22 protein-coding genes are annotated in these 25,419 nt (G+C 66.7%); 11 read left to right on the forward strand and 11 right to left on the reverse strand.

Annotation, left to right across the window (positions count from 1 at the left end; translation table 11 throughout):
- Nucleotides 1–130: 130 nt before the first annotated feature.
- On the reverse strand, nucleotides 131–1,132 hold the full coding sequence (locus SB764_RS29415; protein ID WP_065059408.1) for a LysR family transcriptional regulator: 1,002 nt from the start codon (nucleotides 1,130–1,132) through the stop codon (nucleotides 131–133).
- A gap of 257 nt (nucleotides 1,133–1,389) precedes the next feature.
- On the opposite strand from SB764_RS29415, the gene SB764_RS29420 reads away from it, so the two are divergent.
- From SB764_RS29420 to SB764_RS29430, 3 genes are all read left to right on the forward strand, one after another.
- Complete coding sequence (locus SB764_RS29420) at nucleotides 1,390–3,615, forward strand: FUSC family protein (protein ID WP_410865846.1); 2,226 nt, start codon at nucleotides 1,390–1,392, stop codon at nucleotides 3,613–3,615.
- A gap of 166 nt (nucleotides 3,616–3,781) precedes the next feature.
- A complete protein-coding gene (locus SB764_RS29425; protein ID WP_065059410.1) occupies nucleotides 3,782–4,000 on the forward strand; it encodes a hypothetical protein in 219 nt (72 codons plus the stop codon).
- Nucleotides 4,001–4,184: 184 nt separating this feature from the next.
- Nucleotides 4,185–5,711, forward strand: coding sequence for an acetyl-CoA hydrolase/transferase family protein (locus SB764_RS29430; protein WP_065059411.1), 1,527 nt, complete (start codon nucleotides 4,185–4,187; stop codon nucleotides 5,709–5,711).
- Between the two features lie 107 nt (nucleotides 5,712–5,818).
- Here SB764_RS29430 and SB764_RS29435 read toward each other — a convergent pair whose 3' ends face one another.
- Both SB764_RS29435 and SB764_RS29440 read right to left on the reverse strand, forming a co-directional pair.
- The gene (locus SB764_RS29435; protein ID WP_065059412.1) at nucleotides 5,819–6,070 is read right to left on the reverse strand and encodes a GlsB/YeaQ/YmgE family stress response membrane protein; all 252 of its coding nucleotides are present in this window, start codon (nucleotides 6,068–6,070) and stop codon (nucleotides 5,819–5,821) included.
- A 197-nt stretch (nucleotides 6,071–6,267) separates the two neighbouring features.
- Nucleotides 6,268–6,975 carry an MgtC/SapB family protein gene (locus SB764_RS29440; protein ID WP_074986712.1) on the reverse strand — a complete coding sequence of 236 codons (708 nt, stop codon included), beginning with the start codon at nucleotides 6,973–6,975 and terminating at the stop codon, nucleotides 6,268–6,270.
- A gap of 225 nt (nucleotides 6,976–7,200) precedes the next feature.
- Between SB764_RS29440 and SB764_RS29445 the strand changes: the two genes are divergently transcribed.
- From SB764_RS29445 to SB764_RS29470, 6 genes are all read left to right on the forward strand, one after another.
- Entirely contained in the window at nucleotides 7,201–8,208 is a 1,008-nt protein-coding gene (locus SB764_RS29445; protein WP_065059414.1) for a LysR family transcriptional regulator, read from the forward strand.
- Nucleotides 8,209–8,465: 257 nt separating this feature from the next.
- Nucleotides 8,466–11,663 (forward strand): efflux RND transporter permease subunit, encoded by a 3,198-nt coding sequence (locus SB764_RS29450; protein ID WP_336753801.1) that lies wholly within the window; start codon nucleotides 8,466–8,468, stop codon nucleotides 11,661–11,663.
- A gap of 39 nt (nucleotides 11,664–11,702) precedes the next feature.
- Nucleotides 11,703–12,974 (forward strand): efflux RND transporter periplasmic adaptor subunit, encoded by a 1,272-nt coding sequence (locus SB764_RS29455; RefSeq protein WP_321902642.1) that lies wholly within the window; start codon nucleotides 11,703–11,705, stop codon nucleotides 12,972–12,974.
- Between the two features lie 38 nt (nucleotides 12,975–13,012).
- A complete protein-coding gene (locus SB764_RS29460) occupies nucleotides 13,013–14,488 on the forward strand; it encodes an efflux transporter outer membrane subunit (protein WP_410865878.1) in 1,476 nt (491 codons plus the stop codon).
- A 91-nt stretch (nucleotides 14,489–14,579) separates the two neighbouring features.
- Complete coding sequence (locus SB764_RS29465; protein WP_065059417.1) at nucleotides 14,580–15,269, forward strand: heavy metal response regulator transcription factor; 690 nt, start codon at nucleotides 14,580–14,582, stop codon at nucleotides 15,267–15,269.
- Entirely contained in the window at nucleotides 15,266–16,726 is a 1,461-nt protein-coding gene (locus SB764_RS29470; RefSeq protein WP_080180691.1) for a heavy metal sensor histidine kinase, read from the forward strand. The genes SB764_RS29465 and SB764_RS29470 overlap by 4 nt, the downstream gene beginning before the upstream one ends.
- A 55-nt stretch (nucleotides 16,727–16,781) precedes the next feature.
- Here SB764_RS29470 and SB764_RS29475 read toward each other — a convergent pair whose 3' ends face one another.
- Nucleotides 16,782–17,873, reverse strand: a complete 1,092-nt coding sequence (locus SB764_RS29475; RefSeq protein ID WP_110328436.1) for an AI-2E family transporter — start codon at nucleotides 17,871–17,873, stop codon at nucleotides 16,782–16,784.
- Between the two features lie 138 nt (nucleotides 17,874–18,011).
- Nucleotides 18,012–19,175: a metallophosphoesterase gene (locus tag SB764_RS29480; protein WP_074986706.1), complete on the reverse strand. Its 1,164-nt coding sequence runs from the start codon at nucleotides 19,173–19,175 to the stop codon at nucleotides 18,012–18,014.
- Between the two features lie 432 nt (nucleotides 19,176–19,607).
- On the opposite strand from SB764_RS29480, the gene SB764_RS29485 reads away from it, so the two are divergent.
- Nucleotides 19,608–19,931: a hypothetical protein gene (locus SB764_RS29485; RefSeq protein ID WP_065059420.1), complete on the forward strand. Its 324-nt coding sequence runs from the start codon at nucleotides 19,608–19,610 to the stop codon at nucleotides 19,929–19,931.
- Between the two features lie 95 nt (nucleotides 19,932–20,026).
- A complete protein-coding gene (locus tag SB764_RS29490) occupies nucleotides 20,027–20,641 on the forward strand; it encodes an alpha-ketoglutarate-dependent dioxygenase AlkB family protein (protein ID WP_065059421.1) in 615 nt (204 codons plus the stop codon).
- Nucleotides 20,642–20,790: 149 nt separating this feature from the next.
- Here the strand turns inward: SB764_RS29490 and mdcH are convergent, their stop codons facing one another.
- The 6 genes from mdcH to SB764_RS29520 are packed head-to-tail and all read right to left on the reverse strand — an operon-like array spanning nucleotide 20,791 to nucleotide 25,417.
- Nucleotides 20,791–21,726, reverse strand: a complete 936-nt coding sequence (gene mdcH, locus SB764_RS29495) for a malonate decarboxylase subunit epsilon (RefSeq protein WP_065059602.1) — start codon at nucleotides 21,724–21,726, stop codon at nucleotides 20,791–20,793.
- On the reverse strand, nucleotides 21,723–22,427 hold the full coding sequence (locus SB764_RS29500; protein WP_410865879.1) for a malonate decarboxylase holo-ACP synthase: 705 nt from the start codon (nucleotides 22,425–22,427) through the stop codon (nucleotides 21,723–21,725). The genes mdcH and SB764_RS29500 overlap by 4 nt, the downstream gene beginning before the upstream one ends.
- Nucleotides 22,427–23,251 carry a biotin-independent malonate decarboxylase subunit gamma gene (gene mdcE, locus SB764_RS29505; RefSeq protein WP_074986704.1) on the reverse strand — a complete coding sequence of 275 codons (825 nt, stop codon included), beginning with the start codon at nucleotides 23,249–23,251 and terminating at the stop codon, nucleotides 22,427–22,429. Before mdcE ends, SB764_RS29500 begins: the two co-directional genes overlap by 1 nt.
- The gene (locus SB764_RS29510) at nucleotides 23,248–24,123 is read right to left on the reverse strand and encodes a biotin-independent malonate decarboxylase subunit beta (protein ID WP_124261498.1); all 876 of its coding nucleotides are present in this window, start codon (nucleotides 24,121–24,123) and stop codon (nucleotides 23,248–23,250) included. Before SB764_RS29510 ends, mdcE begins: the two co-directional genes overlap by 4 nt.
- Nucleotides 24,124–24,125: 2 nt before the next feature.
- Nucleotides 24,126–24,452, reverse strand: a complete 327-nt coding sequence (locus tag SB764_RS29515; RefSeq protein WP_110328430.1) for a malonate decarboxylase subunit delta — start codon at nucleotides 24,450–24,452, stop codon at nucleotides 24,126–24,128.
- The gene (locus SB764_RS29520; protein WP_321866912.1) at nucleotides 24,440–25,417 is read right to left on the reverse strand and encodes a triphosphoribosyl-dephospho-CoA synthase; all 978 of its coding nucleotides are present in this window, start codon (nucleotides 25,415–25,417) and stop codon (nucleotides 24,440–24,442) included. The genes SB764_RS29515 and SB764_RS29520 overlap by 13 nt, the downstream gene beginning before the upstream one ends.
- Between the last annotated feature and the right edge of the window lie 2 nt (nucleotides 25,418–25,419).

Below are 25,419 nucleotides of genomic sequence, written 5' to 3' on the forward strand. Positions count from 1 at the left end.
GCGTTTGGGCGTGGGAAATACGCGTCGCCAAAATCCGTCTCGTTCGTAAACCTCGCGGCTTAGCCAGTTTGCTGGCAAACGGCCGTCCCAAGGGACGGCCGTTTTGCCTTCGCCATCTAATCACGCAGATTTAATCCTCGGTCTTCTGAGCCGCAGTCAGGGCATCAGGCGTCGTGATCGACGCGGCATCGACGAGTTGTTCCTGCGTCAGCTCCTCGAGCAGCGCCATATCGCGGGCAATCACCTGCGGGAGATGCGCGCGCAAAAATTCCACCCACGTCTTCGTCTTCGCATCGACGAATTTGCGCGACGGATACAGCGCGTACACGTTAACTTTCTGCAGAATGTGTTGCGGAAGCACACGCACGAGCGTGCCATTGCGCAGCCCTTCGATGGCCGCATAGACCGGCAGCATGCCGATACCCATGCCTTCGCGAATCGCAACCGCGAGCGACTCGGCGATATTCACCTGCACCGGCCCGTCGACGTGCATTTCCACGCCGCCTTCCGGACCTTCAAGCGTCCATTCGTGCGCGGGCGACGTCGGCGTCTTGAGAATCAGGCAGTCGTGATGCGCGAGATCGGCGGGCGTGCGCGGCGCGCCGTGCGTATGCACATAGCCGGGCGACGCACACAGAATGCTGCACGTCGAACCCAACTGGTGCGAGACCAGATCCGAGTTCGGCAACGAAGCCGCCGTAATCACCGAGACGTCACTGCTGCCCTCGAACAGATCGGGCAGACGCTGCGAGAGCGTGAGTTCGCACGTCACTTCCGGATGCAGCGCGCGATAACGCGAGATCGCGGGCAGCACATATTGCTGGCCGATACTCGCGAAACTGTGCATGCGCAACGCGCCTGCGGGGCGTTCATGCGCGCAGCTCGCTTCTTCTTCGGCGCTGTCGACGTCGGAGAGAATCTGCTTGCAGCGCTTGAGATAGCGCTCGCCCGCAGGCGTCAGCGCGAGCCGTCGCGTCGAGCGATTGAGCAGACGCGTGCGCAAATGCGCCTCGAGTTCCGAGACTGCGCGAGACATCGCACCCGTCGTCGAATCGAGCGATTGAGCCGCGGCAGTAAAACTGCCGGCTTCGACGACGCGGACAAACACCCGCATATTTTGTAGCGTATCCATCAGACCTTCTTCTGAACGTTCTTGTTCGGTGCGAAAACGATATTGTCCGCCTTGCAGACCCTCACATTGTTGAGCGATCTGGAACGGACGTTCCCCGTCCCTCCCGTTAATTCGCTCCAGTGAGGCTCCTACAATCGGCGCCTGTCGGCCAGAGTGGATTCGCGATCACCGCACGCTCCGGCCCCGTGCAACCACGTTGTTCTGCCCTGCGTAAGCAGCGGCATTCTTCGTATCATTCCGAGCGTAGTCCGCAGTCCATGAACCGCCAGCCAGCGATACATCGAGCGATCGACTCGCGTCGGCGCGCTGAAATTCTTTGGCGCGCGGCGCGGCGCGGCCTGCGCGAATGGCGAGCCGGCCATGGCGCGATCTGGCTGCACCTGCTGAAAACGGTCACGGCGGGTTTGCTGGCGATGGGCATTGCGATGCTGCTCGATCTCCCGCAGCCGCGTATCGCGATGACGACGGTGTTCGTGCTGATGCAGCCGCTCTCCGGCATGGTGTTCGCGAAGAGCGTGTACCGCATCGTCGGCACGGCGGTCGGGATGGTGGCGGCGGTGGTCCTCGGGGCCGTGTTTATCCAGCAGCCCGAGCTCTACATCGCGGGGATGACGGTGTGGGTCGCCGCCTGTACGGCGGCTGCCATGCGGAATCGGCATTTTCGTTGGTACGCGTTCGTGCTGGCCGGCTATACCGCGGCGCTGATCGGCATCCCGCTCGTGATGCAGCCCAATGGCCTCTTTCTCGCCGCGCTCGGACGCGGGGCGGAAGTGGCCGTGGGCATCTTGTGCTCCGGGGTGGTCAGCGCCGTCATCGTGCCCCGTCAAACGGGCTCGGTGCTTGAGCGCACCTTGCGCACTCGTTATCTCGATTTTACTCAGTTCGCTGCTGGCGTGTTGTCAGGCGGTCTTGAAAGGGGCGCATTCGAAGGACGATTCGCGCGCCTTGTCGACGAGATCGTCGGTTTCGAAGCCACGCGCGCTTTCTCATTTTTCGAAGATCCGACGATGCGCGCGCGTAGCCAGTTGCTCGCGCGCCTCAACGGCGAGTTCATGGACGTGTGCGCCCGCCTGCACGCGCTGCGCCAGTTGAAGAAGCGGCTGCGCTGGACCGACGAGGCCATCGCGCCGCTCGCGCCATATTTCAGCGAACTTGCGGGAGCGCTCGCGCAGCGTCCGCGCCAGGGCGAGACCGATCGAACGTATGCGCTGCGTCTCGCTGAAAGTCTTGAAGCCTTTCAGCGTACGCTGCCGCGTCACGTGCGCGAGACGCGCCGTCCGCTCGAAACGAATGCGCCCGACGTGCTGCAGGACTTCGATACCACGGCGGAGCTGATCTATCGCTTCACGTCGGAGATCGCGCGTTACAGCCGGACGTGGGCGTCGCTCACGCAGGCCGGGCTGCCGCCCGAGCCGCGCGTCACGCGCTATGTGCCGCGGACGAGCTGGTATGTGGTCGCGTTCACCTTCATGCGCACGGCCGTGGTGGTCGCCGCGCTGGGCTGGTTCTGGGTGGAAACCGACTGGCCGAGCGGCGGTCTCGCGATGATCGCCGGGGCGCTCACGTGCGCGCTCACCTCGTCGGCGCCGCGTGCCACGCGCATGGCGTTTCAGATGGCTGCGGGCGCGGGCTGCGCCGCCGTCGTCGGCTATTGGCTGATGTGCTACGTCTATCCGAACGTCGATGGATTTCCGCTGTTGTGCGCGGCGCTCGCGCCCTTGCTCGCGCTGGGCGCGTTCCTCGCGACGCGGCCGCGCATCGCGGGCTTCGGCGTGGGCTTCTCGGTGTTCCTGTGTCTGCTCGCCGGGCCGGACAACGTCATCTCGTACACGCCCGATCTGCTGGTCAACAACGGTCTCGCCGTCGTGGCGGCGATGGTGGTGGCCGCGCTTGCGTTCGCCGTGGTGTTCCCGCCTCACATGAACTGGCTCGTGGCGCGTATGTGCGTCGCGCTGCGCGGTCAGGTCGTGATCGCGTGCCGGGGCGAACTGGCGGGCCTGAACCAGCAGTTCCAGTCCGGCGCGCACGATCTGATGCACCAGTTGCGTCTGCTGCTCAACGGCCGCAAGCAGGCGCATCGGCGCGCGCTGCGCTGGATGCTCGTGACGCTCGAAGTGGGGCATGCCGTGATCGACCTGCGCAGCGAGGTGGAGCATGCCGCGTGGCTCGATCTCGTCAATCCGCGCTGGCGCGTGAGCTTCGGGCATCTGCTCGACGATATCTCGGGCCTGTTCGAGCACCCCGACGCGGCGCAGCTCGACCGCACGCTGAGCGCCCTGCGCGGGGCCACATGGATCGCCCAGGAGGCGCTGCCGTCCGTCCAGCACGACCGTGAGCGCCGTCACGACGTGCAACGCATCCTGAGCCATCTGCACTTCATTCGCAGCGCGCTGATCGACCGCGATGCGCCCCTTGGCGCCCTCGCGCGCCGCGCCGCGCGCGGCCGGCCGTTCTGGCCGCGATCGCATTCGAACTCTCATTGATCTGTCGCATTGAACGAACGCTTCAATGTGCTTTAACGTTTGACCCGCGCGCGATCCTCGCGTGGCTTGGAAGAATGCCTTCCAGCCGGGCTTCTTAATTTATCCAGGCGTGAGTCATATAGTCACATCACTGCTTCGGCAGTACCCGTTAGCACTGGAGAGTGAAATGAAGTCCCTGAAGATCGCTGTTGTTGCCTGTTCGCTGTTTGCCGCCGCCGCTGCTTATGCACAGAGCGAAGCACCGGCAGCGAGCGTCCCTCAGCAGGTCGCACAAGGCGCGGTTCAATCGGCCGCGCAAGCGCCCGCGCGCGAAGTCGCGAAGTCGGCCGTCAAAGACGAATGCGTCGGACCGGTCAGCTTCTGCAACATTTATTTTGGTAGCTGAGATCGAGTAACCGCCCGCGATGTGCTGGCGCACGCTTGAGATTCTTGCCGCGGCGCCTGCGTATGGGTCCTGCGGCTTTGCGCATTTCCGGCTGCAAAACTGTTTTGCACAATCCGTAAATGCAAACCGCCGAAGCGAGACCTGAAAAGGGCACTTGGCGATCAGAGAGTTTGTGGAGACTTTGATGTACGAAGACCGTATCCGTTGTGCCGCCTTGCGCGGGAAGATTACCTCGGCCGCCGAAGCGGCTCAACTCGTGCGCAATGGCATGCGCGTGGGCGCCAGCGGCTTTACCCGCGCCGGCGACACGAAGGCCGTGCCGATCGAGCTGGCGCGCCGCGCGCGTGAAGAGAAAGAGCCGCTGCGTATCACGCTCATGACCGGCGCCTCGCTCGGCCACGACGTGGACCGCATGCTGACCGAAGCGGGCGTGCTCGAACGCCGTCTGCCGTTCCAGGTGGACACCACGCTGCGCAAGGCCATCAATCGCGGCGAAGTGATGTTCGTCGACCAGCATCTCTCGGAGACCGTCGAGATGCTGCGCGCGAATCTGCTGGGCAAGCTCGACCTCGCGATCATCGAGGCCGCGGCCATCACCGAAACCGGCGCCATCATCCCCACGACTTCGGTCGGCAATTCGGCGAGCTTCGCGATTCTCGCGGAGAAGGTGATCGTCGAAATCAATCTCGCGCAGCCGCTCGGTCTCGAAGGTCTGCACGACGTCTGGATTCCGGGCCGCCGCCCGCATCGCGATCCGCTGCCCATCGTGCGCGTGGACGATCGCGTGGGCACGCAGGCCATCGAGATTCCGCCGGAGAAGATCGCGGCCATCGTCATCACGAACGAGCCGGACAGCCCCTCGACCGTGCTGCCCGCCGATGAGGAAACCGCGCGCATCGCCGGCCACCTGATCGACTTCCTGCAGCACGAAGTGAAGCATGGCCGCATGAGCGCGCAACTGCCGCCGCTGCAGGCGGGCATCGGCACGATCGCGAACGCGGTGCTGTCGGGCTTCGTGGATTCGCCGTTCGAAGCGCTCACGATGTATTCGGAAGTGCTCCAGGACTCGACCTTCGACCTGATCGACTCGGGCAAGATGGTGTTCGCATCGGGCGCTTCCATGACGCTCTCCGCGCCGCGCCAGGCACAGGTGCTCGCCGAACTCGACCGCTATCGCGACAAGCTCGTGCTGCGTCCGCAAGAGGTGAGCAACCATCCGGAAGTGATCCGCCGTCTCGGTCTGATCGCGCTGAACACCGCGCTCGAATGCGACATCTACGGCAACGTGAATTCCACGCACGTGGGCGGCACGCACATGATGAACGGCATCGGCGGCTCGGGCGACTTCGCGCGCAACGCCTCGTGCGCGATCTTCGCGACCAAGGCCATCGCCAAGGACGGCAAGATTTCGAGCATCGTGCCGATGGTGCCGCACGTCGATCACAACGAGCACGACGTCGATGTGATCGTGACCGAGCAAGGTCTCGCCGACCTGCGTGGCCTCGCGCCGCGCGAGCGTGCCGCGCTGATCATCGACCGCTGCGCGCATCCGCTCTATCGCGACCTGCTGCGCGACTACTATCGCGACGCGCTGAAGCACGGCGGTCAGACGCCGCACAATCTCGCGAAGGCGTACGAGATGCATCTGCGCTACAACGAAACGGGCTCGATGCTGCCGGAAGTGGGCGAGGGTCTCGTCGCGAATGCGTAAGCATGGCGAAACAAGCCGCGCGTAAGCGACGTATTTAAAACACGCGCATAAAAAAACGGGAGCACCTGCGAAGGTGCTCCCGTTTTCTTTTGGGCGAGGCTGCCGCGCTACGCTCGCCGGACCAGCCGGATCACGAACAGCAGGATGACCGCGCCGACGATGGCGGTGATGATCGAGCTGATCATGCCGCCGCCGATGTTGATGTGCAGGACGCCCGCGAGCCAGCCGCCAATGAACGCGCCCACGATGCCGACGATGATATCGACGATCAATCCGAAGCCGCCGCCCTTGACGAGCAGACCCGCGAGCCAGCCCGCGATTGCGCCGATGATGAGCCAGCCGATGATGCCGTGTTGCATATTGGATTCCCCCTTGTTGGCGTGAACGAAGTCACGGTGTATCGAGCTTAGCCGAGGGTCGAAAGCGCGTCCACGAAAGCGGGCCAGAATTGACAGTTCTTGAAATCTGCCGGGGCGTGTTTCAGAAAGTGAAACAAAACAGCAATGCGATAGTAAGGATTTCGTGAGGAATCCGTATGTATTGCGAGCGCAGAGGCTTATTCGGGCGCAGCCTCGGTTTCCGCCGCCGTCCAGCTCACGCTGGAGACACTTTTTTCCATGCTCAGCCGGCTCGCCATCTGTTCGAGCTTGGGCTGGTATTTCGGATGCAGGCGCAGCGTGGCGGTCACGCGCAGACGTTGCGGCTGGCCGTCCACGTCCTCGCTCGTGAGGCTCTGAAACGACAGCGGCGTCGAGTACATCGAATTCGAGAGCACCGTGCGAATGTGGATCTCGTCCTCCTCGCGGCACACCACCGTCAGTACGTAGACGCTCACGAGATCGGCGTTCGACACCGGCGACTGGTTGATGATGCGGCTCACCTCGCGCAGCACCGTGTTGGTGAGCAGCACGACCGCCGTGCCCGCGACGGCCGGCACGTAATGCCCCGCGCCGCACAGCACGCCCACGGCGGCTGAGCACCAGAGCGTGGCGGCCGTGTTGATGCCCTGAATCGAGCCCTTGTCGCGCATGATCACGCCGCCGCCGAGAAAGCCGACGCCGGACACCACGTAGGCCGCGATCTGCGTGACGCCGCTCGACCCGTTGCCCGTGAGCACGCCGAGCGTGACGAACAGGCACGCGCCGCTGGCGACGAGCGTGATGGTGCGCAGGCCCGCCGTGCGCTGACGCATCTGGCGTTCCAGTCCGATGGCGACGCCGCAGGCGAACGCCGCGAGAAGGCGCAAGGCGAATTCGTAAGTCATCGTTCTGTCATGAAAAACGGCGCGCGGGATGCGTTGCCGGGCGGCTGCGCGCCCTTGCGATCCGCGCTGCGGTAGCGCCGTGGATCATACGCGGGCGCGCCCGGCTAGCCAAGCTGGCGCGGCTGTCATTTACAGGTCAGCGTCCAGCCACGGCCGCCAGGCGAGACTGGCGCCATTCACAATGAATCAAGCCAGAAAGAGCAAGACGATGGAGAGGAGTCGCTGATGGACACGCTGCGCAACATGCGGATTTTCGTGAGGGTGGTGGAGTCGGGCAGCTTCACGCGCGCCGCCTCGAACGAAACGATGACGACGGCGCAGGTCTCGCGCGCCGTCACGGACCTGGAGTCGCGGCTGCGCACGCGGTTGCTCAACCGCACGACGCGGCGCATGTCGCTGACCGAGGCGGGCGAGCGCTATCTGCAAAGCTGCAAGCGCATTCTCGCCGACATCGATCAGGCCGAAGCCGAGGCCGCCGCCGCGCACGCGAATCCGGCCGGCAAGCTGCGCGTCTACGGCGGCACCAGTTTCGGCCAGCATTACGTGATGCCGCTGATCGCGCGCTATCAGCAGCATTTGCCTGATGTTTCGGTCGACTTGACGATCGCGCAGCAGATGCCCGACATCATCGAGGAAGGCTTCGACGTGGCCGTGGTGGTGGCCGCCGAACTCGAGGATTCCGCGCTGATCTCGCAGCATCTGGGCAGCACCGCCGCCATTCTGTGCGCCTCGCCCGACTATCTGCGCGCGCGCGGCGTGCCGCGCTCGTTCGACGATCTCGAAGCGCACACCTGCCTGCATCTCACCGATGCGAGCCTGACCGCCGGCCAGTGGGTGTCCGAAGGGCCGCTAGGCGAGACGTTTCGCCACACCGGCGTGACGCCGTTCCAGGTGAACAACCCCGAGGCGCTCGCGCTCGCCATTCGCGAGGGCATGGGCATCGGGCCGCTGCCGGTGCCGGTGGCGCTGCCCGGACTCGCCGACGGCTCGCTCGTGCGCGTGCTGCCTTCGCATCGTCTGCAAAAGCTGAACATCTTCGCGCTCTACGCCTCGCGCCGTTATCTGGACGCGAAGATCCGCACGTTCGTGGAGTTTCTGCGCGAGAAGGTGCCGCTCGTGCTCGCCGAGCAGGAAGCGGCGCTCGCGGGCTGCGACGCGCCCGCGTCGAGTCGCCGCGCGACCGCGCATGCGCGCAAGGTGCGCGAGCCCGACCGTCTGCGCCTCGTGAACTGAAGCCCGCGCCTCGCCGCACGAGGCGCGCCGCCGGGACGCTCGATGCCGCTGCGCGGCAAGCGCGGGCGCGGGGCGGTGCGTGACTGTCAAACGCGCCATCTTCGCGCCACGCATGCGCCACCGCGATTGCCTATGATGCGGACCCGCCAGAGCCGGATCTGCATCCGGTCCGAACCCGATATGAAGCCCGGCCGGACGACGCCCGCAGCGCCGTTCGCCTCGTCCGTGCCGTCACCACCGCTCGCACAACCTGCCCCATGTGGATCGTCAATCTCGCGCTGAAGCGGCCCTACACGTTTATCGTGATGGCCATCCTGATCGTGCTGGCCACGCCGTTCGTGCTCATGTCGATGGCCACCGACGTGCTGCCGAACATCAACATCCCCGTCATCAGCATCATCTGGTCGTACACGGGTTTTTCCGCGCAGGACATGGCGCAGCGCATCACCTCGGTCAACGAGCGCAGCCTGACGACCACGGTGAGCAACATCGAGCACATCGAGTCGCAGTCGCTGCCCGGCATCGCCATCATCAAGCTCTTTCTGCAACCGGGCGCGAGCCTGCAGACCGCGATCGCGCAGGCCGTGGCGTCGGAGCAGGCGCAGCTCAAGCAGATGCCGCCGGGCGCCACGCCGCCGCTCGTGATCAGCTATTCGGCGTCGAGCATTCCGGTGATCCAGCTCGGGCTGTCGAGCAAGTCGATGAGCGAACAGGCGCTCGCCGATATCGCGATGAACTTCCTGCGCCCGCAGCTCATCACGATTCCGGGCGCGCAGGTGCCGTATCCGTACGGCGGCAAGACGCGCGTGATTTCGGTGGACATCGACACGCGCGCGCTGATCGCCAAAGGTCTCACGCCCGCCGACATCGTCAATGCGGTCAACACGCAGAACCTGATTCTGCCGACCGGCACCGCGAAGCTCGGCCAGACCGAATTCCGCGTCGATACCAACGCCTCGCCGGACACGATCGCGGGCCTGAACCGCATTCCCGTGCAGACCGTGAACGGCGCGACCACCTATCTCGGCGACGTCGCGCACGTACGTGACGGCTTCACGCCGCAGACCAACATCGTGCGCCAGGACGGCCAGCGCGGCGTGCTGATGTCGATCCTCAAGAGCGGCGACGCCTCCACGCTGCAAGTGGTGGGCGCGCTCAAGGATCTGCTGCCGAAAGTGCGCGACACGCTGCCCGCCGATCTCGTGATCCAGCCGCTGTTCGATCAGTCGATCTTCGTGTCGGCGGCGGTGCAGGGCGTGGTGCGCGAAGCGCTGATCGCCGCCGCGCTCACGGCCGCGATGATCCTGCTGTTCCTCGGCAACTGGCGCAGCACGCTGATCATCGCGGTGTCGATTCCGCTGTCGATTCTCGCCTCGATCATCGCGCTCTACGCGCTCGGCGAAACCATCAACATCATGACGCTGGGCGGGCTCGCGCTCGCGGTCGGCATTCTCGTCGACGACGCCACGGTGACGATCGAAAACATCGAACGGCACCTGCATTCAGGCAGCGATCTGCACACCGGCATTCTCGAAGGCGCGGGCGAAATCGCGGTGCCGGCGCTGGTGTCCACGCTCTGCATCTGCATCGTGTTCGTGCCGATGTTCTTCCTCACGGGCGTGGCGCGCTTCCTGTTCGTGCCGCTCGCGGAAGCCGTGGTGTTCGCGATGATCGCGTCGTACATTCTCTCGCGTACGCTGGTGCCGACGCTCGCGATGCTGCTGTTCGCGGGTCACGATCCGACCGCGCATGCGCAGCCCGGCGCGCGCGTTTCCGGCTTCACGCGCGTGCATCTGCGCTTCAATCATTACTTCGAACGCGTGCGCGCGAATTACATCGCGCTGCTCAGTCTGCTGCTCGCGCGCCGACGCCTGTTCGGCAGCACGTTTCTCGCGTTCTGCGTGCTCTCGCTCGGACTCGTGTTCTTTCTCGGCCGCGATTTTTTTCCGTCCGTCGACGCGGGCAATATCCGTTTGCATATGCGCGCGCCCACCGGCTATCGCATCGAGGAAACCGCGCGTCTGGCCGATGAAGTCGAGAAAACGATCCGTACCGTCGTGCCGCCCGATCAACTCGCGACCATCGTCGACAACCTCGGTTTGCCGTATAGCGGTATCAATCTTTCGTACAGCAATTCAGGCACGATGGGCACGCTCGACGGCGAAATCCAGATCGCGCTGACGCCCGATCACGATCCTTCGCGCATCTATATCGACAAGTTGCGCACGCTGTTGCCGCAGCGTTTTCCGGGCATCGAATTCTTCTTCCAGCCCGCCGACATCATCACGCAGATTCTCAACTTCGGTCAGCCCGCCGCCATCGACGTGCAGGTCGTGGGTTCCGATCTGGACAAGGACATGGCGCTCGCGAGCACGCTGCTCAAGCAGGTGCGCCAGTTGCCGGGCGCGGTCGATGCGCATATCGCGCAGCGCAACGACGAGCCCGCGCTGATGCTCGCGATGGACCGCTCGCGCATGCAGCAACTGAATTTGAGCCCGCAAATCGTGGCCCAGGATGTGCTGATCGCGCTTTCGGGCAGTTCGCAGACATCGCCCGCATTCTGGGTCAGTCCGCAGAACGGCGTGGAATATCCGCTCGCGGTGCAGACGCCGCAATATCGCGAAGCGTCGGTCAACGAAGTGATGAACACGCCGGTTTCGGCGCACGCGAGCACGGCGAACGCACCGCTGCAACTCGTGAGCAATCTCGTGCAGCTCAAGCCGCACGACGGCCCGGCGCTCGTCACGCACTACAACATCCGTCCGGTGATCGACGTGCTCGTGAGCGTGGAAGGCAGCGACCTCGGTTCGGTGGGCGCGCATATCGACGCGCTGATCCGCAACGTGCAGGCGCACGCGCCGCGCGGCACCACGGTCACGATGCGCGGGCAGATCGGCACGATGCGCTCGTCGTTCATCGGCCTGGGCGTGGGCATTGCGATGGCCGTGGTGCTCGTCTATCTGCTGATCGTCGTGAACTTCCAGTCGTGGGCCGATCCGCTCATCATCGTCAGCGCCTTGCCCGCCGCGCTCGCGGGCATCGCGTGGATGCTGTTCATCACCGGCACGCATCTGAGCGTGCCCGCGTTGACGGGCGCGATCATGACCGTGGGCGTGGCGACCGCGAACAGCATTCTGGTGGTGTCGTTCGCGCGCCAGCGTCTTTCCGCGGGCGCGACGCCGCTGGCCGCCGCGCTCGAAGCGGGCGCGACGCGGATTCGCCCCGTGCTGATGACCGCGTTCGCGATGATGATCGGCATGGTGCCGATGGCGCTCGGTCTCGGCGAAGGCGCGGAGCAGAACGCGCCGCTCGGCCGCGCCGTGATCGGCGGGCTGCTGTTCGCCACCGTTTCGACGCTGCTCTTCGTTCCGCTCATGTTCGCGACGGTGCATTCGCGACTCGCGCATCGCGCCGAAGCCCGGCGCGAACGCGAGGCGCAACGCCGCCGCACGTGATGCAAGGACGCTCGACAACCGCATATTCTGGCCGATGACATGAACGAACCTCACCACCATTCTTCCCTCGACATCGCCGTGGGCGGCGAGCAGGGCATGGACCTGCCCGCGCGCGGCCAGGCCGGCAAGCGCGCGCGTATCGCGGTGATCGTGGTCGGCGTGCTGCTGGCGGCGGGCGCCGCGCGCACGATCGTCTCCAACGTGATGAACGCGCATCATCTCGCCGACGTGACGAAGCAGAACGCGCAGCAGTACGTGAGCGTCGTGCTGCCGAAGGCTGCGGGCGCGGACGGGCGCATCGTGCTGCCCGGCACGCTGCGCGGCTACGTGGAAGCGCCGATCTATTCGCGCGCGAGCGGCTACGTGCTGAAGTGGTACGCCGATATCGGCGCGCATGTGCAGCAGGGCCAGTTGCTCGCGGAAATCGACACGCCCGAGATCGACCAGGAACTCGCGCAGGCGCAGGCGCAGCGCGATCAGTCGGCGTCGACGCTCTCGCTCGCGAAGACCTCGTTCGAGCGCGCGCAGCAGTTGCGTCAGCGCGATGCGGTCTCGCAGCAGGAACTCGACGACCGCCAGGGCGCGTACAACCAGGACGTCGCCAATCTGGCCGCCGCCGACGCCAACGTGCGCCGCCTGCAACAGACCAAGTCGTTCCAGCGTATCGTCGCGCCGATTACGGGCGTGATTACGCAGCGCAATGTCGATATCGGCGACCTCGTGAATTCGGGCAACGGCGGCGCGGGGCATGCGCTGTTCGCGATCGCGCAGTCCGATCCGCTGCGGCTGTATCTCGACGTGCCGCAAAGCGATGCGCCGCACGTCGCGCTCGGCCAGCACGTGAGCGTGACGCAGCAGGAGATGCCCGGCGTGACCTTCGACGGCACGGTCACGCATACGTCGCAGGCGATCGACGTCGCCACGCGCACGTTGCAGGTCGAAATCACGCTGCCCAATCACGACGGCAAGCTGCTGCCGGGCGCTTACGTGCAGGCGGCGCTGCAAACCGATTCGCACGGACGCCTGACCGTGCCGGGCAACGCGCTGCTGTTCCGCGCGGAAGGCCCGCGCCTCGCGGTCGTCGATGCGGACGGCAAGATCCGCCTCAAGCCCGTGGAGATCGCGCAGGATCTCGGCCAGACGCTCGAAATCGGACGCGGCATCGAGCCGACCGATCGTGTCGTGCTCAATCCGAGCGATTCGATCGCCGATGGCGACAGCGTCGTCGTGGTCGCGCCGCATGCGAGCGGTGCAAGCGGTGCAGGCGGTGCGAGCGGCACGAACGACAGCGCGAAGCGGAGCACGACGTGAGCGCAACGAGCTTCCCTTCGAAGGCGCGCGCGCTGCTGATGCTGATCGGCGTGGCGGGACTCGCGGCCTGCACGGTCGGCCCGGACTATCAGAAGCCGCAGACGGCGAGTCCGGCCGCGTGGCGTGTCGATCCCGCCGACGCCTACTGGCACGCCGCGCAGCCTGCGCACGCGCCGCTCGATCCGCGCTGGTGGGCGGCGTTCGGCAATCCGGAGCTGGATGGTCTCGAAGACGCCGCGCTCGCCGAAAACCAGACGCTGCGCGTGGCCGTCGCGCACTACGCGCAGGCGCGCGCGACGCTCGGTTCGGTGTCGTCGCAACAGGCCCCGCAGGTGTCGCTCGGCGCGGGCATCGCGCGCGAACGCATCTCCGCGAACCGGCCACAGACGACTTACGTCACGCCGAACATGTCGACCGTGCAGAACGATATCCAGGTCGGCCCGACCATCAGCTACGAGCTGGATCTGTTCGGGCGCATCCGGCGCATGGTGGAGTCGGCGCAGGCGTCCGCGCAGGAAGCCGGCGACGATCTCGCGAACGCGCGCCTCGTGCTCACCGCCGAACTCGCGACCGATTACTTCGCGATGCGCGAACTCGACGATGAAATCGACGTCGTGAACCGCTCGATCGCGTTGCAGCAAAAAGCGCTCGATTTCGTGAGCGCGCAACACGATCTGGGCGCGGTCTCGGGCCTTGATCTGCTTCAGCAGAAGGCGCAGCTCGACGCCACGAAAACCCAGGTGCATCTGCTCGAAAACCAGCGTCAGCAGGATCAGAATGCGATTGCGGTGCTGATCGGCAAGCCCGCGCCCGAGTTCGTGCTCGCGCCGAAAGTGACGCCGCTGCCCACGCCCGCGCTGCCAACCGGCCTGCCGAGCGAGCTGTTGCAGCGGCGGCCCGACGTGGCGTCGGCCGAGCGCGCGATGGCGGCGGCCAATGCGCAGATCGGCGTGGCGCGTTCGGCGTATTTTCCGGACCTCACGCTCTCGCCCACGCTGGGCTGGGAATCGACGCGCTTCAGCAACCTCTTTTCGGTGCCGAGCCTGATGTGGTCGCTCGGTGCGAGCGCGGGCGAAGTGCTGTTCGACGGCGGCAAGCGCGCGGCGGGCGTGGATTACGCGCAGGCCGGCTACGAGTCGGCGCAGGCCTCGTATCGTCAGACCGTGCTCACGGCGTTCCAGGAGGTGCAGAATGCGGTAACGGGGCTGTCCGTGCTCGAACGCGCGTCCACCGACGGCCAGTCCGCCGTCGACGACGCCCGCCAGTCGTTCGAACTCGCCAACGATCGCTACCAGGGCGGCCTCGTCGCCTTCATCGACGTGCTCAACGCCGAGCAGCAACTGCTTGCCAGCGAGCGCCAGGAAGTGCAGATTCACGGACAACAGGCCGCCACGGTGGTATATCTGGCGAAGGCGCTGGGCGGCGGCTGGAGCGCGGACGACCGCGCGCTCGCCTGCAGCATGGGCACCTGCCGCGAGACGCCCGCGCCGGGCGCGGCCGCCGGCAAGGGATAGGCTCACAATGCTCGCGTGCAACGTCACGCGTGCAGCAACACAAGATCATTCGACGCGGCCCAGGAGGCCGCGCACGAAGCGGAGGGCAAGCATGAAAGTTCTGGTTATCGAAGACGAGCGCAAGGTCGTCGATTATTTGCGCAGCGGGTTGAGCGAGCAAGGCTGGATCGTCGACGTGGCGATGGACGGCGAAGAGGGCGCGTGGATGGCCACCGAATACGATTTCGACGTGATCGTGCTCGACGTGATGCTGCCGAAGCTCGACGGCTTCGGCGTGCTGCGCGCGGTGCGCGCGAAAAAGGACACGCCGGTCATCATGCTGACCGCGCGCGACCGCGTGGACGACCGCGTGCACGGTCTGCGCGACGGCGCCGACGACTATCTGACCAAGCCGTTTTCGTTTCTCGAACTGGTCGAGCGGCTGCGCGCGCTCACGCGGCGCGCCCGCGCGCAGGAATCCACGCTCATTTCGGTGGGCGATCTGCAGGTCGATCTGATCAGCCGCCGCGCGACGCGCGACGGCGTGCGTCTCGATCTCACGGCGAAGGAGTTTCAGTTGCTGTCGGTGCTCGCGCGGCGGCGCGGCGAAATTCTCTCGAAGACGCTCATCACCGAGCTCGTCTGGGACGTGAACTTCGAAAGCAACGCGAACGTCGTGGAAACCGCCATCAAGCGGCTGCGCGCGAAGCTCGACGGACCGCACGCGTCGAAGCTGCTGCACACGATCCGCGGCATGGGCTACGTGCTCGAAGTGCGCGAGGACGGAGGCCAGCTGTCATGAAGCGCTCGATCTCGCTGCGGCTGTCGGCGATGTTCGCGGCGGTCTCGCTGATCGTCTTCACGCTCACGGGAACGGGCCTGTTTCTGCTGATGCAGCGCCAGTTGATCAACGAGTTGCGCGAGACGCTGGACACGCGCGCGCGCATCGCGAGCCTGATCGTTTCGCACGCGCCCGACGAAAAGAAGTGGGCTTCGGTGCAGGAAAAGCTGCGCGATCTCTCGCCCGCCGACAGCCGCATGCATTACTACGTCGAAGGCCCCGATCCGCGCTTTCGTTTCGGCACGCCCATCGTCGGCACGATCACGGGCGACGCGGGCAACAATCATCAGCTCGTGCGACCGCCGGGCTGCACCTACGACATCATCGTCACGAGCATGACGGTGCCCGCGAGCGGCGATCGTCCCGAAGTGAAACTCGTGGTGGGCAGCGACTGCGTGCGCACGGAAAGCATGCTGCGGCGCTTCGGTATCGCGCTCGGCGTGCTGATCGCGCTCTCGACCATCGCGGTCGCGCTGCTGAGCCGCGCGGTCACGCGTTTCGGTCTCGCGCCGCTTACGCGGCTGTCGCGCGAGGCCGCGCAACTGAGCCCGTCGAACCGGCGGCAGCGGCTGCATTCGGGCGAGTTGCCGGAGGAATTGCACGAACTGGCGACCTCGTTCAACGGCGCGCTCGAACGTCTCGACAAGGCCTACGAACGGCTCGAATCGTTCAACGCGGATGTCGCGCACGAACTGCGCACGCCGGTGAGCATCCTGATCGGGCAGACGCAGGTCGCGCTCACGCGCGATCGCTCGGTGGAGCAGTTGCAGCAGACGATGCAATCGAATCTTGAGGAATTCGAACGATTGCGCGTGATCGTCAACGACATGCTGTTCCTCTCGCGCAGCGATCGCGGCGAACGTGCGACCGAACTCACGGAAGTCTCGCTGCGCGGCGAGGTTGAGCGCATGCTCGAATTCCTCGATATGCCGCTCGAAGAAGCGCAACTGAGCGTGCAAGTGCAGGGCGACGCGCGCGCGTGGGTGAATACGTCGTTGATCGGGCGCGCGGTGAGCAATCTGTTCGTCAACGCGATTCAGCACTCGCCGCCGGGCACCGTGTTGCAGGCCACCATCGCGCCGCAGGACGGGCACGTGGAAATCGCCGTGTCGAATCCGGGCGAACCGCTCGATCCGTTCGTGCGCGAGCATATCTTCGACCGTTTCTATCGCATTCAGGAAGCGCGCTCGAACAGCCACGAGAATCACGGCCTCGGATTGTCGATCGTGAAGGCGGTCGCGGAAATGCACGGCGGCACGGTGTTCGTGCGCAGCGCCAACGGCATCAATACGTTCGGTTTTTCGGTGGCCGCGCAGGACGGCGGGACGGCGGCGCGACCGAATCCGGCGACCGGGCCGGTGGAGTCGAATGCGCCGCGTCAGGGGCGCGCGGGCGTGCCGCTGCACGTGTCATCCTGAACGCTTCGCAACAGTCTGGGTCGCGCGAGACCGGGTCGCGCTAGACCGGGTCGCGCTAGACCAGTTCGTCGTCCTCGGCGGCGGCCGTCGCGCCCTGATTGTGCTGGTCGCGGCGCAGCAGGTCCCAGCAACTGATGAACAGCGCGGCGATCAGCGGCCCGATCACGAAGCCGTTGATGCCGATGAGCGAAATGCCGCCGAGCGTCGAGATCAGCACGACCCAGTCGGGCAGGCGCGTGTCCTTGCCGACCAGCACCGGGCGCAGCACGTTGTCGACGGTGCCGATGACGAGCGCGCCGAACAGCGCGAGCCCGACGCCGCGCACGAGATCGCCCGTCGAGATGAAATAAATGGCGATCGGCAGCCATACGAGCGCCGCGCCCACGGCGGGCAGCAGCGACAGCAGCATCATCACGAAACCCCACAGCAGCGCGCCCTGAATGCCGCAGACCCACAGCGCGATGCCGCCGAGCGTGCCCTGCACGACGGCGACCACCACGTTGCCCTTGACCGTCGCGCGGATCACGGTCGTGAACTTGCGGATCAGATGCAGCTTGTGCTGTTCGTCGAGCGGAATGGCGTCGCGCACGAGGCGCGAGATTTCGCGGCCGTCGCGTACCAGAAAGAAGAACAGATAGAGCATCACGCAGAAGCTCACCATGAATTGCAGCGTGTTCTGCCCGAGGCTCAGCGCGCGCGTGGCGACGAACTGGCTGATCTGCGCCGCGCCTGCCGTCAGTCGCTGCTGCAGGCCGGGCAGATCCATGAGGTCGTAGCGCGCGAGCACGTTCTGCACCGACTGCGGCAGCGCATGCACGATCTGGCTGAAGAACGCGCCGAAGTCGAGACTGCCCGCGCGCACCTGCGCATAGGCGAAGCCGACCTGCTGGATCAACGTGCCGGCGACCAGCGTGAGCGGGAAGATCACGATCACGAGACAGAACAGCAGCGTGATGAGCGCGGCGAGATTGCGCCGGCGTCCGAGGCGCGCGACGAGGCGGCGCTGCACGGGCTGGAAGATCAGCGCGAGAATGGCGCCCCACAGCACGGTGCTGAAAAACGGCGCGAGCACGAAGCACAGCGCGATGGAAACGACGAACAGCAGCAGGTAGAAGGCGGTCTGGTGGAGGTGCTTGTTGCCGTCCATGAGCGTGGGATTCCAGTTGGGGCGGGCAAGGCCAGTCGAGGAGCTTGCCGGTCATGATACCGGCTTGTTGGGCGCGCCCCGCGCGGTGTGCTCGCGGGGTGTCTGTCGCGCAGATTGATTGGTGCTGCCGCCGCGACCTCAGACCGGGCGGGCGCCCACGAGCCGCACGCGCGTGATCTCCGAAGGCGCGCCCAGACGCTTCGGCGGCCCCCAGTAGCCGGTGCCGCGGCTCGTGTAGACCCACAGGCTGCCGAGCTTTTCCAGCCCCGCCGTGAACGGCTGCTGCAACCGCACGAGGAAATTCCACGGAAAGATCTGGCCGCCGTGCGTGTGGCCGGACAGTTGCAGCGTGTAGCCCGCGTCGGCGGCCGCGTGCGCGCTGCGCGGCTGATGCGCGAGCAGCACGCGCGTGTTCACGTCGTCGGGCGCGCCGCGCAGTGCGCCTTGCGGATCGCTGCGGTGCGCGGGATCGAAATGGCCGCCCGTGTAATCGGTCACGCCCGCGAGCACGAGCCGCGCGCCGCCATGCTCGATCACCACGTGCTGATTCATCAGCACCGTGAGGCCGATACGGCGGAACTCGGCCACCCACGCATCGGCGCCCGAGTAGTACTCGTGGTTGCCCGTCACCAGATAGACGCCGTGCTGCGCGGCGAGCCGCCCGAGCGGCGCGGTGTGATCGGCGAGATGCTGAACGCTGCCGTCGACCACGTCGCCGGTGATCGCCACCACGTCGGCGTCGAGCTGATTCACGGCGCGCACGATGCGCTCGACGTAATCGTGCTTGATCGTCGGACCGACGTGGATGTCGCTCAACTGCACGATCGTGAAGCCGTCGAGTTCGGCGGGCAGATTGCGGATCGGCACGTCGACGTTGCGCACGCGCGCGCGCCGCCGCGCGTTGAAGAAGCCGAAGGCCGTCGAGGCGAACGCCAGCACGACCACCGCCGCCGCGCTGCCGGTACGCCAGCGCGCGAGATCGGCGGCGTGCGGCCAGATCGCGGCGACGGTCATCAGCGAGGCGAGCACGAGATCGCGCACGATCGTCAGCATCAGCAGCGACGAGAAAAAGCCCATGAACAGCATGCCGGTCCAGGCGAGCCGGTCGCCGAGCGGCTGGCGCTTGAAGCGCCGCGCGAGCATGCCGGGCGGAATCACGAGCACCGACAGCACGAGCCAGAGCACCGCGAGCCATTTGACGGCGGCGGGCACGGGCAGATCGGGGATCAGGCGAAAGCCGACATAGGCGTGCAGCAGGATGCCGATGGCGATGAAGCGGACCAGGAACGAGAGTCGAGGCATGGCGGGCGCGGTCGGTGCGGAATCGGAACGGTGGCGGGGAACTTCGGCTGCGGTCAGGCGCGGTCGGGCGCGCGGAGCAAGCGCGATGCAGACTCGATGCGAACGCGATGCACACACGCGATGCAAACATCAGCGCGGACGGCGAACCCGGCATCGGCGCGCGTGCGCAAGCGCTTGCGCTGCGATGCATTCTACCGGCGCAGCACGGATCGTGCCGCGTGCGGACGGGCGTCCGGCAAACGGCGCCGCGGCGCCGCTTGCGCAGTGCGGCATAACCCTGGATTGTCAGGCGCGCGGCGGCGTCGCAAGATTTTTATGCGGGCCGCGCATGCTGCATAGCGCTATTAAACGTTCATTGAATCGGACTGATCGATGGACTATGCTCGAATCGAGGTCCACGCGTTTTTTCGGGCACTCTGGGGGAGACGGGTCATGAAAATTACCAGGCCGGTCGTGCAAGGGCTTCATGGTCGTCACGTAGGGCGCGAGGGCAGTCATGTGATGCTGCCGCTCGTTGTCCTCTCGATCATGGCGGTGGTGTTGTACTTCGCGCTCAAGCATATCGACATGCTCGAGATCGGGCGCAGCGCGCTATTCGATGTTGTGATGGTGTTCGTGGCGCTCGGCATCGCGGGCTTCTTCGGCGTGGCCGGCGCGTGGCTGCGCTCGCGAACCACCGAGGAGCCGGCCGAGGGCTTCTGCTTCATCGGGGCGTTGATCGGCGCGGCCGTGTTCTATCTCGCGCTGTTCGTCTGAAGCGCAGCAAGCGGGCCGATGTCGTGTGACGGGGCGCGCCGCGCCGTGCGACACTGCGCGCTCTGCTTTCCGCTTTGCATGCGTTTTCCGACCCGATGTTCGATCTCTTCGACGATACGCCCCAACCCGATGTCGACTGGCATCCCGCCTGGCTCGCGCCCGCGGCGGCGGCCGATTATCTGGCGCGCATCGTCGTCGAAACGGACTGGCGTCAGGAGCGCATCCGCACGCCGGGCGGCTGGGTCGACCAGCCGCGCCTGACCGCGTGGCAGGGCGATCCGGGCGCGGTCTATATCTACTCGGGCATTCGCAACGTCCCGCAGCCGTGGACGACGGCCGTCGCCGAACTGCGCGACGCCGTGACCGCGCAATGCGGCGTGCGCTTCAACAGCGTGCTGCTCAACCGCTATCGCGGCGGCAGCGACAGCATGGGCTGGCACGCCGATCACGAACCCGAACTCGGCCCCGAACCGGTGATCGCCTCGCTGAGCTTCGGCGCCACGCGGCGCTTCGACCTGCGCCATGCCGCGAGCGGCGTGACGCGCTCGTTTCCCTTGTCGAGCGGCAGTTTGCTGGTGATGCGCGGGCAGACGCAGGCGCAATGGCGGCATCGCGTGCCCAAAGAGCCGTCGGTGAGCGGCGAGCGCGTGAATCTGACGTTTCGGGTCGTGATGCCGGAATTGCGCAAGAAGTCAGGCGATCGAGGGTAGATCGCGGCGAGATCGAGGGGATTTCGCGACTTCGCCACGCATGCGTCGTCATTCGCGCTAAAAATCAAATATGACTTTATGCGCATAAATTTTTTATAAGCGCGATTGCACGTCGGCGCGCGGTCGTGTACGCAGTTGTGTAGCGACCGCTATTCCTCGCCCAGCCGCCGCCTGATCGTCGCGACAAGCCGGTCGAGCGGCAAGCTCGCGGCGCTGAGCGCGGTCACGTCCGGAACCTGCTCGCGCGCGATATCGGTGAGCACCTGGCCCGGCGGCGCTTCGACCAGCACCGTCGCGCCCGACTCGATCATGACCGTGAGCGCATCGAACCAGCGCACCGTGTGGCGCATATTGGTGGCGAGATCCGCACGGATCGCATCGCCGCTATAGAGCGGACGGCCGCCGCGATTGTCGATGTAGACGCCTTCGGGCGCACGGAACGGAATCTCGCGCGACCACGCCACGAGCGCGTCCGCCGCGTCGGTCAATAGTTCGCAATGCGAAGGAACGGACACCGCGAGGCGTTGCGCCTTGCGCGCGCCTGCCGCGAGCGCGCGCGTGGCAAACGATTCGAGCGCGGCATCCGCGCCCGCGACGACGATCTGGCGCGGCGCATTCACATTCGCGACGTAGACGCGTTCGCCGGTTTGCGCGGCGAGCGTCTGCGCGAGTTGCTCGACTTGCGTTTCGCTCAGGCCGGAGACAGCGCTGAGGCCATAACCCGAAGGCCACGCGGCTTCCATGAGTTCGGCGCGCTTGCGCACCATGCGCAGCGCGTCGGCGAATGCGAGCGCGCCGCAACACACGGCCGCCGGATACGCGCCCACCGACAGGCCCGCGCTGAACTGCGGCGTCAGTCCCGCATGCGCGAGCGCGCGCGCCTGGGCGACGCCCGCGACCGTGAGCCCGATCTGCACGGCGACCGTCGATTGCAGCGCCTCGGCGCTGTCGAGCGCGAGCACGTCGCTGCCGAGCACCGACGAGGCTTCGTCGAGCGTCGCGCGCACGACGTCGTGTTCGGGTAGCTGATGCAGAAAGCCGGGGCTTTGCGCGCCCTGGCCGGGAAACAGGCAGGCGAGCGTCATAGAGAGCTTGCCGATGACGCCGCGTGCCACGGATCGGCGACGAGCCGCGCGCCGTCGCGCGCGCGCAAAAGCACGCGCGCTTTACCCATCGTGAGTTCGGCCAGTGCGACGCCGCCTGCGGGCGTTTCCAGTTGCGCATCGACGCGCGTGCCCGCAAGACGCGCGGCCTCGGCGAGCGCGTCCGCGAGCGCATGCAGGCTGGCGGGATCGCCGCGCTGCGGTACACGGATCAGCACGTCGAGATCGCTCGATGCGGTGATCGTCGGCGTCTGCGTGGCGAGTTCGAAGCCGACGCTGCCCGCCGGCCCCCACACGTAGCCGCTCAGCGCCTCATGCGCGCGCAAGGCGGCGAGCGCGACGAACGCGGGCAGGGCGGCGCGTTCCGGCGCAGGGTCGCAATCGAGTAGCGCTTCGGGTGAAACAGATGCTTCGATATCCTGAACAGAAATCCACGTGCCGTAGCGCTCGGCGCGCGTCGCGCCGCGCACGCCCGCCGCGACAAAACCCGTCGCCGCCTCGGCGCGGCGCACGACCGCGAACGGCGCGCGCGCGAACGCCGCGCGGACCCACGCCGGTTCGTCGTCGGATTCGGCGAGCCGCTTGAGCCGCAGCAGATCATGCGCGCGCCAACGCGCATCGCTTGCACCCACGCTCGCGCGCACTGCGCTGGCGGCGAACGGCGGCGCGGCGCACACGCGCATCAGTTCGCGTCCCACTGTTGCGCAAGCCGCTTGCGCACTTCGATCGACGCCGCGCGCGTGCGCTGCGCCGCCTCGCCTTGCAGACGATGTGCGAGACCGCTCGTGTCGCCGCGCGCTTCGTGCACCTTCTGCGCGAGCACGTCGCGCACGCGGGCGATTTGCGCGTCGCTGGGCGCGTCGGCATCGACGTCGCCGATCAGTTCGTCGAGCAGGCCGAGCTTCGCGAACGAGGCCATCGAATACGACATCGGCACGATCTTTTCGCCGAGCGCGTCGAGGTCTTCGACGCTGCGCCGCGTGACGCGCGCCGCCGCTTCCTTGCCCATCGCGTGCACCATCGTGCCGGGCGCGTCGAGTGCGACGATGCGGTTGGCCTGATAGCCGTGCGCGAGAAATGCGCCCGACATCGCGGGCCCAACGATCAACGCGACCACGGGATGACCGGCCTGCCGCGCGCTCGCATAAGCATCGACGGCGGCGGCGCACGCGAGATGAATGCCGAGCATTTCCTCGCGATAACCATACGCCTGACTCTTCACGTCGACGATCGCCACGATCGGGCGGCGCGTGCCGCTCGCCTTGTCCGCGTCGATGACGTCGCGCACGGCTTGCGCAAGACGCCAGCCCTGTTCGAGCCCGACCACGTTGTCGCGCGCGCGCGGAAAACGGTTGTTCGCATCCGGCGCGACGGTGATGAAGCGCGCGGTCTCGCCGCCGAGCGGCGCGTCGGCGTACTGCACGCACGCGCCGTTCACGCCGTCCGGCTGCTGGCCCGCGAGCGCGCGCAGCCAGCGTGCGCCGCGATTCAAGGTCGATTCGCTCATGCGGTTTCTCCGTGCGTGCGCGAGGCGTTCAAGGGCGACGGGCCGAAGACGGCGCGCATCGTGTCGGGCGTCACGGCGGCGGGATCGATCTGCGCGAGCTTCGCGAGCGTGGCCGCGACCTGCCCGGTGCGATGCGCCGCCGGCACGCCCTGCGCGAACGCAGCGCGCACGGCTTCGCGCACATCGTCGACGGCATCTTCCACGAGCGCGTCCGCAAAGCCGGTGCGTGCGCGCTGCTCGCCGCCGATCAGTTGCCATACGCGGCGGCGGTCGCTGGCGTCGAGTTCCTCGATGCCTGCTTCCTGCTCGATCACTTCGGGGCCGTTCATGCCGAGGCGGCCTTGCTTCGTCATCACGAGATACGAGCACAGACCGGCCGCGAGCGACATGCCGCCGAAGCAGCCCACCATGCCCGCGATCACGCCGACGACCGGCACGTGACGGCGCAGCGCGACGATGGCCGACTGGATTTCGGCGATCACGGCGAGGCCGAGGTTCGCTTCCTGGAGCCGTACGCCGCCGGTTTCGAACAGCACGACGGGGCGCACGATCTTGCCGCGCTCGCAGTCGGCGAGCGCGAGTTCGAGCGCCGCCGCGATCTTGCTGCCCGAGACTTCGCCGATGCTGCCCCCCTGAAACGCCGACTCGATCGCGGCGACCACGGCGGGCTGGCCGTCGATGGTGCCGCGCGCGATCACCGCGCCGTCGTCGGCCTGGCAGACGATGCCTTGCAGCGGCAGCCACGGCGATTCGAGGCGGTCGAACGGTCCGAGCAGTTCGCGGAACGTGCCGGCGTCGAGCACGGCGGCGGCGCGTTCGCGCGCGCTCAGCTCGATGAAGCTGTCGCGCAGCAGCGCGGATTGATTCGCCATGCTCACGATTTCGCTCCTTGCGCGCCGTTTTGCGCACCGTCCTGCGCGGCTTCGACGGCTTCCGCGAGCCGCAGCGCCACGACGCCGGGCGTCGCGCCGAAGTCGTTGATCTCGATGAGCGCCGCGCCGTCGTAGCGTGTGAAGAAGCGGTCGAGCACGCTCTTCCAGATGTGGCTGTAGCCGTCCACGCTCGTGTGCACGACCACGCGCGCCTGCATGTCGGCGGCGGGCTGCAGCAGCACTTCGAGATCGCCCGAACCCACCACGCCCACATGTGCGCGCGTGGTCACGGCGCGCTGCGCCGGATAGTCGAATGTCAGTTGTTCCATGAAACCGTCCTCCCGCCGATGCGGTGCTGAACCAGTCTGTCGATGAAGAGCGTCGCGGCGAGCAGATCGGCCGCGCCGCCTGGCGATGCGTTGAGCGCGAGCAGCGCGCGTTCGAGCGCGTCGAACGCGTGTCGGCCCGCGCGCGTGGCGATGCCGCCCGCGTCGCGCACGCGCTGCGCGCCGGCTTGCGCGGCTTCGCGTCCGGCGAGGCCCGCGCGATGCAGCACGCAGGTGTCGTCGAGCGAGGCCATGATGGCGAGCAGGGCGTCGACGCGCGCGGCGGCTTCGTCGTCGCCGCGCGCACGCGCGTCGTGCAGCGCGGGCAGGCCGACGCGCAGCACGTGCGGGAAGCCGTTTTGCGCTTCGCCGCGCGCGCCGCCCACGTTGTAGCGCTCGCGCACGCGCTCGCCGTTGCTGCGGGCGGGCTGCGCGAGCAGGTCGTCGAAGCGCGCGATATGCGCGGCGGTTTCGCCGATGCGGGTGGCGTGTGCATACGCACTGTCGTCGGCGGCGGGCGTGTGCACGATCGCCGCGCCCGCGACCAGCAGGCCCACGATCCAGATCGCGCCGCGATGCGCGTTGCTGCCGGCGGTCGCGCGCATCATCGCCGCTTCGCCCGCGCGGCCGATGCGCGCGAGGTCGGTGCGCAGCGCGGTGCCGGGCCGTGCGCCGGACGAAGCGCGCGCGAGCGCGGCGAAGGTCGGTTCGAGCGCGTGCGCGGAGCGCAGCATGATCGCCAGGTCGAGGTCGACGTGCGCGCCGCTGCCGCGTGCATCGACGAGCGCGGGCTTCGGCGTGAGCCGCGCTTCATCGATCAGCGCGTCGCGGGCGAAGCGCGCCAGTTGCGCGTCGGGACGCAGCGCGCTTGCGTGAGCGCCTTCGTGTACCGCTTCGGATGCCGTATAAGGCGCGCTCTCAGCAAGCGGCGCAACAACAGCCGGCGACGGATTCGATTGCGTGCGCATCG

Source organism: Paraburkholderia sp. SIMBA_027 (genome assembly GCF_046535315.1).
GTDB lineage: Bacteria > Pseudomonadota > Gammaproteobacteria > Burkholderiales > Burkholderiaceae > Paraburkholderia > Paraburkholderia tropica.

Coding starts and splice junctions, on each gene's coding strand:
- SB764_RS29415 (WP_065059408.1), bottom strand. CDS start 1,132: ATGGATACGCTACAAAATATGCGGGTGTTTGTCCGCGTCGTCGAAGCC.
- SB764_RS29420 (WP_410865846.1), top strand. CDS start 1,390: ATGAACCGCCAGCCAGCGATACATCGAGCGATCGACTCGCGTCGGCGC.
- SB764_RS29425 (WP_065059410.1), top strand. CDS start 3,782: ATGAAGTCCCTGAAGATCGCTGTTGTTGCCTGTTCGCTGTTTGCCGCC.
- SB764_RS29430 (WP_065059411.1), top strand. CDS start 4,185: ATGTACGAAGACCGTATCCGTTGTGCCGCCTTGCGCGGGAAGATTACC.
- SB764_RS29435 (WP_065059412.1), bottom strand. CDS start 6,070: ATGCAACACGGCATCATCGGCTGGCTCATCATCGGCGCAATCGCGGGC.
- SB764_RS29440 (WP_074986712.1), bottom strand. CDS start 6,975: ATGACTTACGAATTCGCCTTGCGCCTTCTCGCGGCGTTCGCCTGCGGC.
- SB764_RS29445 (WP_065059414.1), top strand. CDS start 7,201: ATGGACACGCTGCGCAACATGCGGATTTTCGTGAGGGTGGTGGAGTCG.
- SB764_RS29450 (WP_336753801.1), top strand. CDS start 8,466: ATGTGGATCGTCAATCTCGCGCTGAAGCGGCCCTACACGTTTATCGTG.
- SB764_RS29455 (WP_321902642.1), top strand. CDS start 11,703: ATGAACGAACCTCACCACCATTCTTCCCTCGACATCGCCGTGGGCGGC.
- SB764_RS29460 (WP_410865878.1), top strand. CDS start 13,013: ATGCTGATCGGCGTGGCGGGACTCGCGGCCTGCACGGTCGGCCCGGAC.
- SB764_RS29465 (WP_065059417.1), top strand. CDS start 14,580: ATGAAAGTTCTGGTTATCGAAGACGAGCGCAAGGTCGTCGATTATTTG.
- SB764_RS29470 (WP_080180691.1), top strand. CDS start 15,266: ATGAAGCGCTCGATCTCGCTGCGGCTGTCGGCGATGTTCGCGGCGGTC.
- SB764_RS29475 (WP_110328436.1), bottom strand. CDS start 17,873: ATGGACGGCAACAAGCACCTCCACCAGACCGCCTTCTACCTGCTGCTG.
- SB764_RS29480 (WP_074986706.1), bottom strand. CDS start 19,175: ATGCCTCGACTCTCGTTCCTGGTCCGCTTCATCGCCATCGGCATCCTG.
- SB764_RS29485 (WP_065059420.1), top strand. CDS start 19,608: ATGAAAATTACCAGGCCGGTCGTGCAAGGGCTTCATGGTCGTCACGTA.
- SB764_RS29490 (WP_065059421.1), top strand. CDS start 20,027: ATGTTCGATCTCTTCGACGATACGCCCCAACCCGATGTCGACTGGCAT.
- mdcH (WP_065059602.1), bottom strand. CDS start 21,726: ATGACGCTCGCCTGCCTGTTTCCCGGCCAGGGCGCGCAAAGCCCCGGC.
- SB764_RS29500 (WP_410865879.1), bottom strand. CDS start 22,427: ATGCGCGTGTGCGCCGCGCCGCCGTTCGCCGCCAGCGCAGTGCGCGCG.
- mdcE (WP_074986704.1), bottom strand. CDS start 23,251: ATGAGCGAATCGACCTTGAATCGCGGCGCACGCTGGCTGCGCGCGCTC.
- SB764_RS29510 (WP_124261498.1), bottom strand. CDS start 24,123: ATGGCGAATCAATCCGCGCTGCTGCGCGACAGCTTCATCGAGCTGAGC.
- SB764_RS29515 (WP_110328430.1), bottom strand. CDS start 24,452: ATGGAACAACTGACATTCGACTATCCGGCGCAGCGCGCCGTGACCACG.
- SB764_RS29520 (WP_321866912.1), bottom strand. CDS start 25,417: ATGCGCACGCAATCGAATCCGTCGCCGGCTGTTGTTGCGCCGCTTGCT.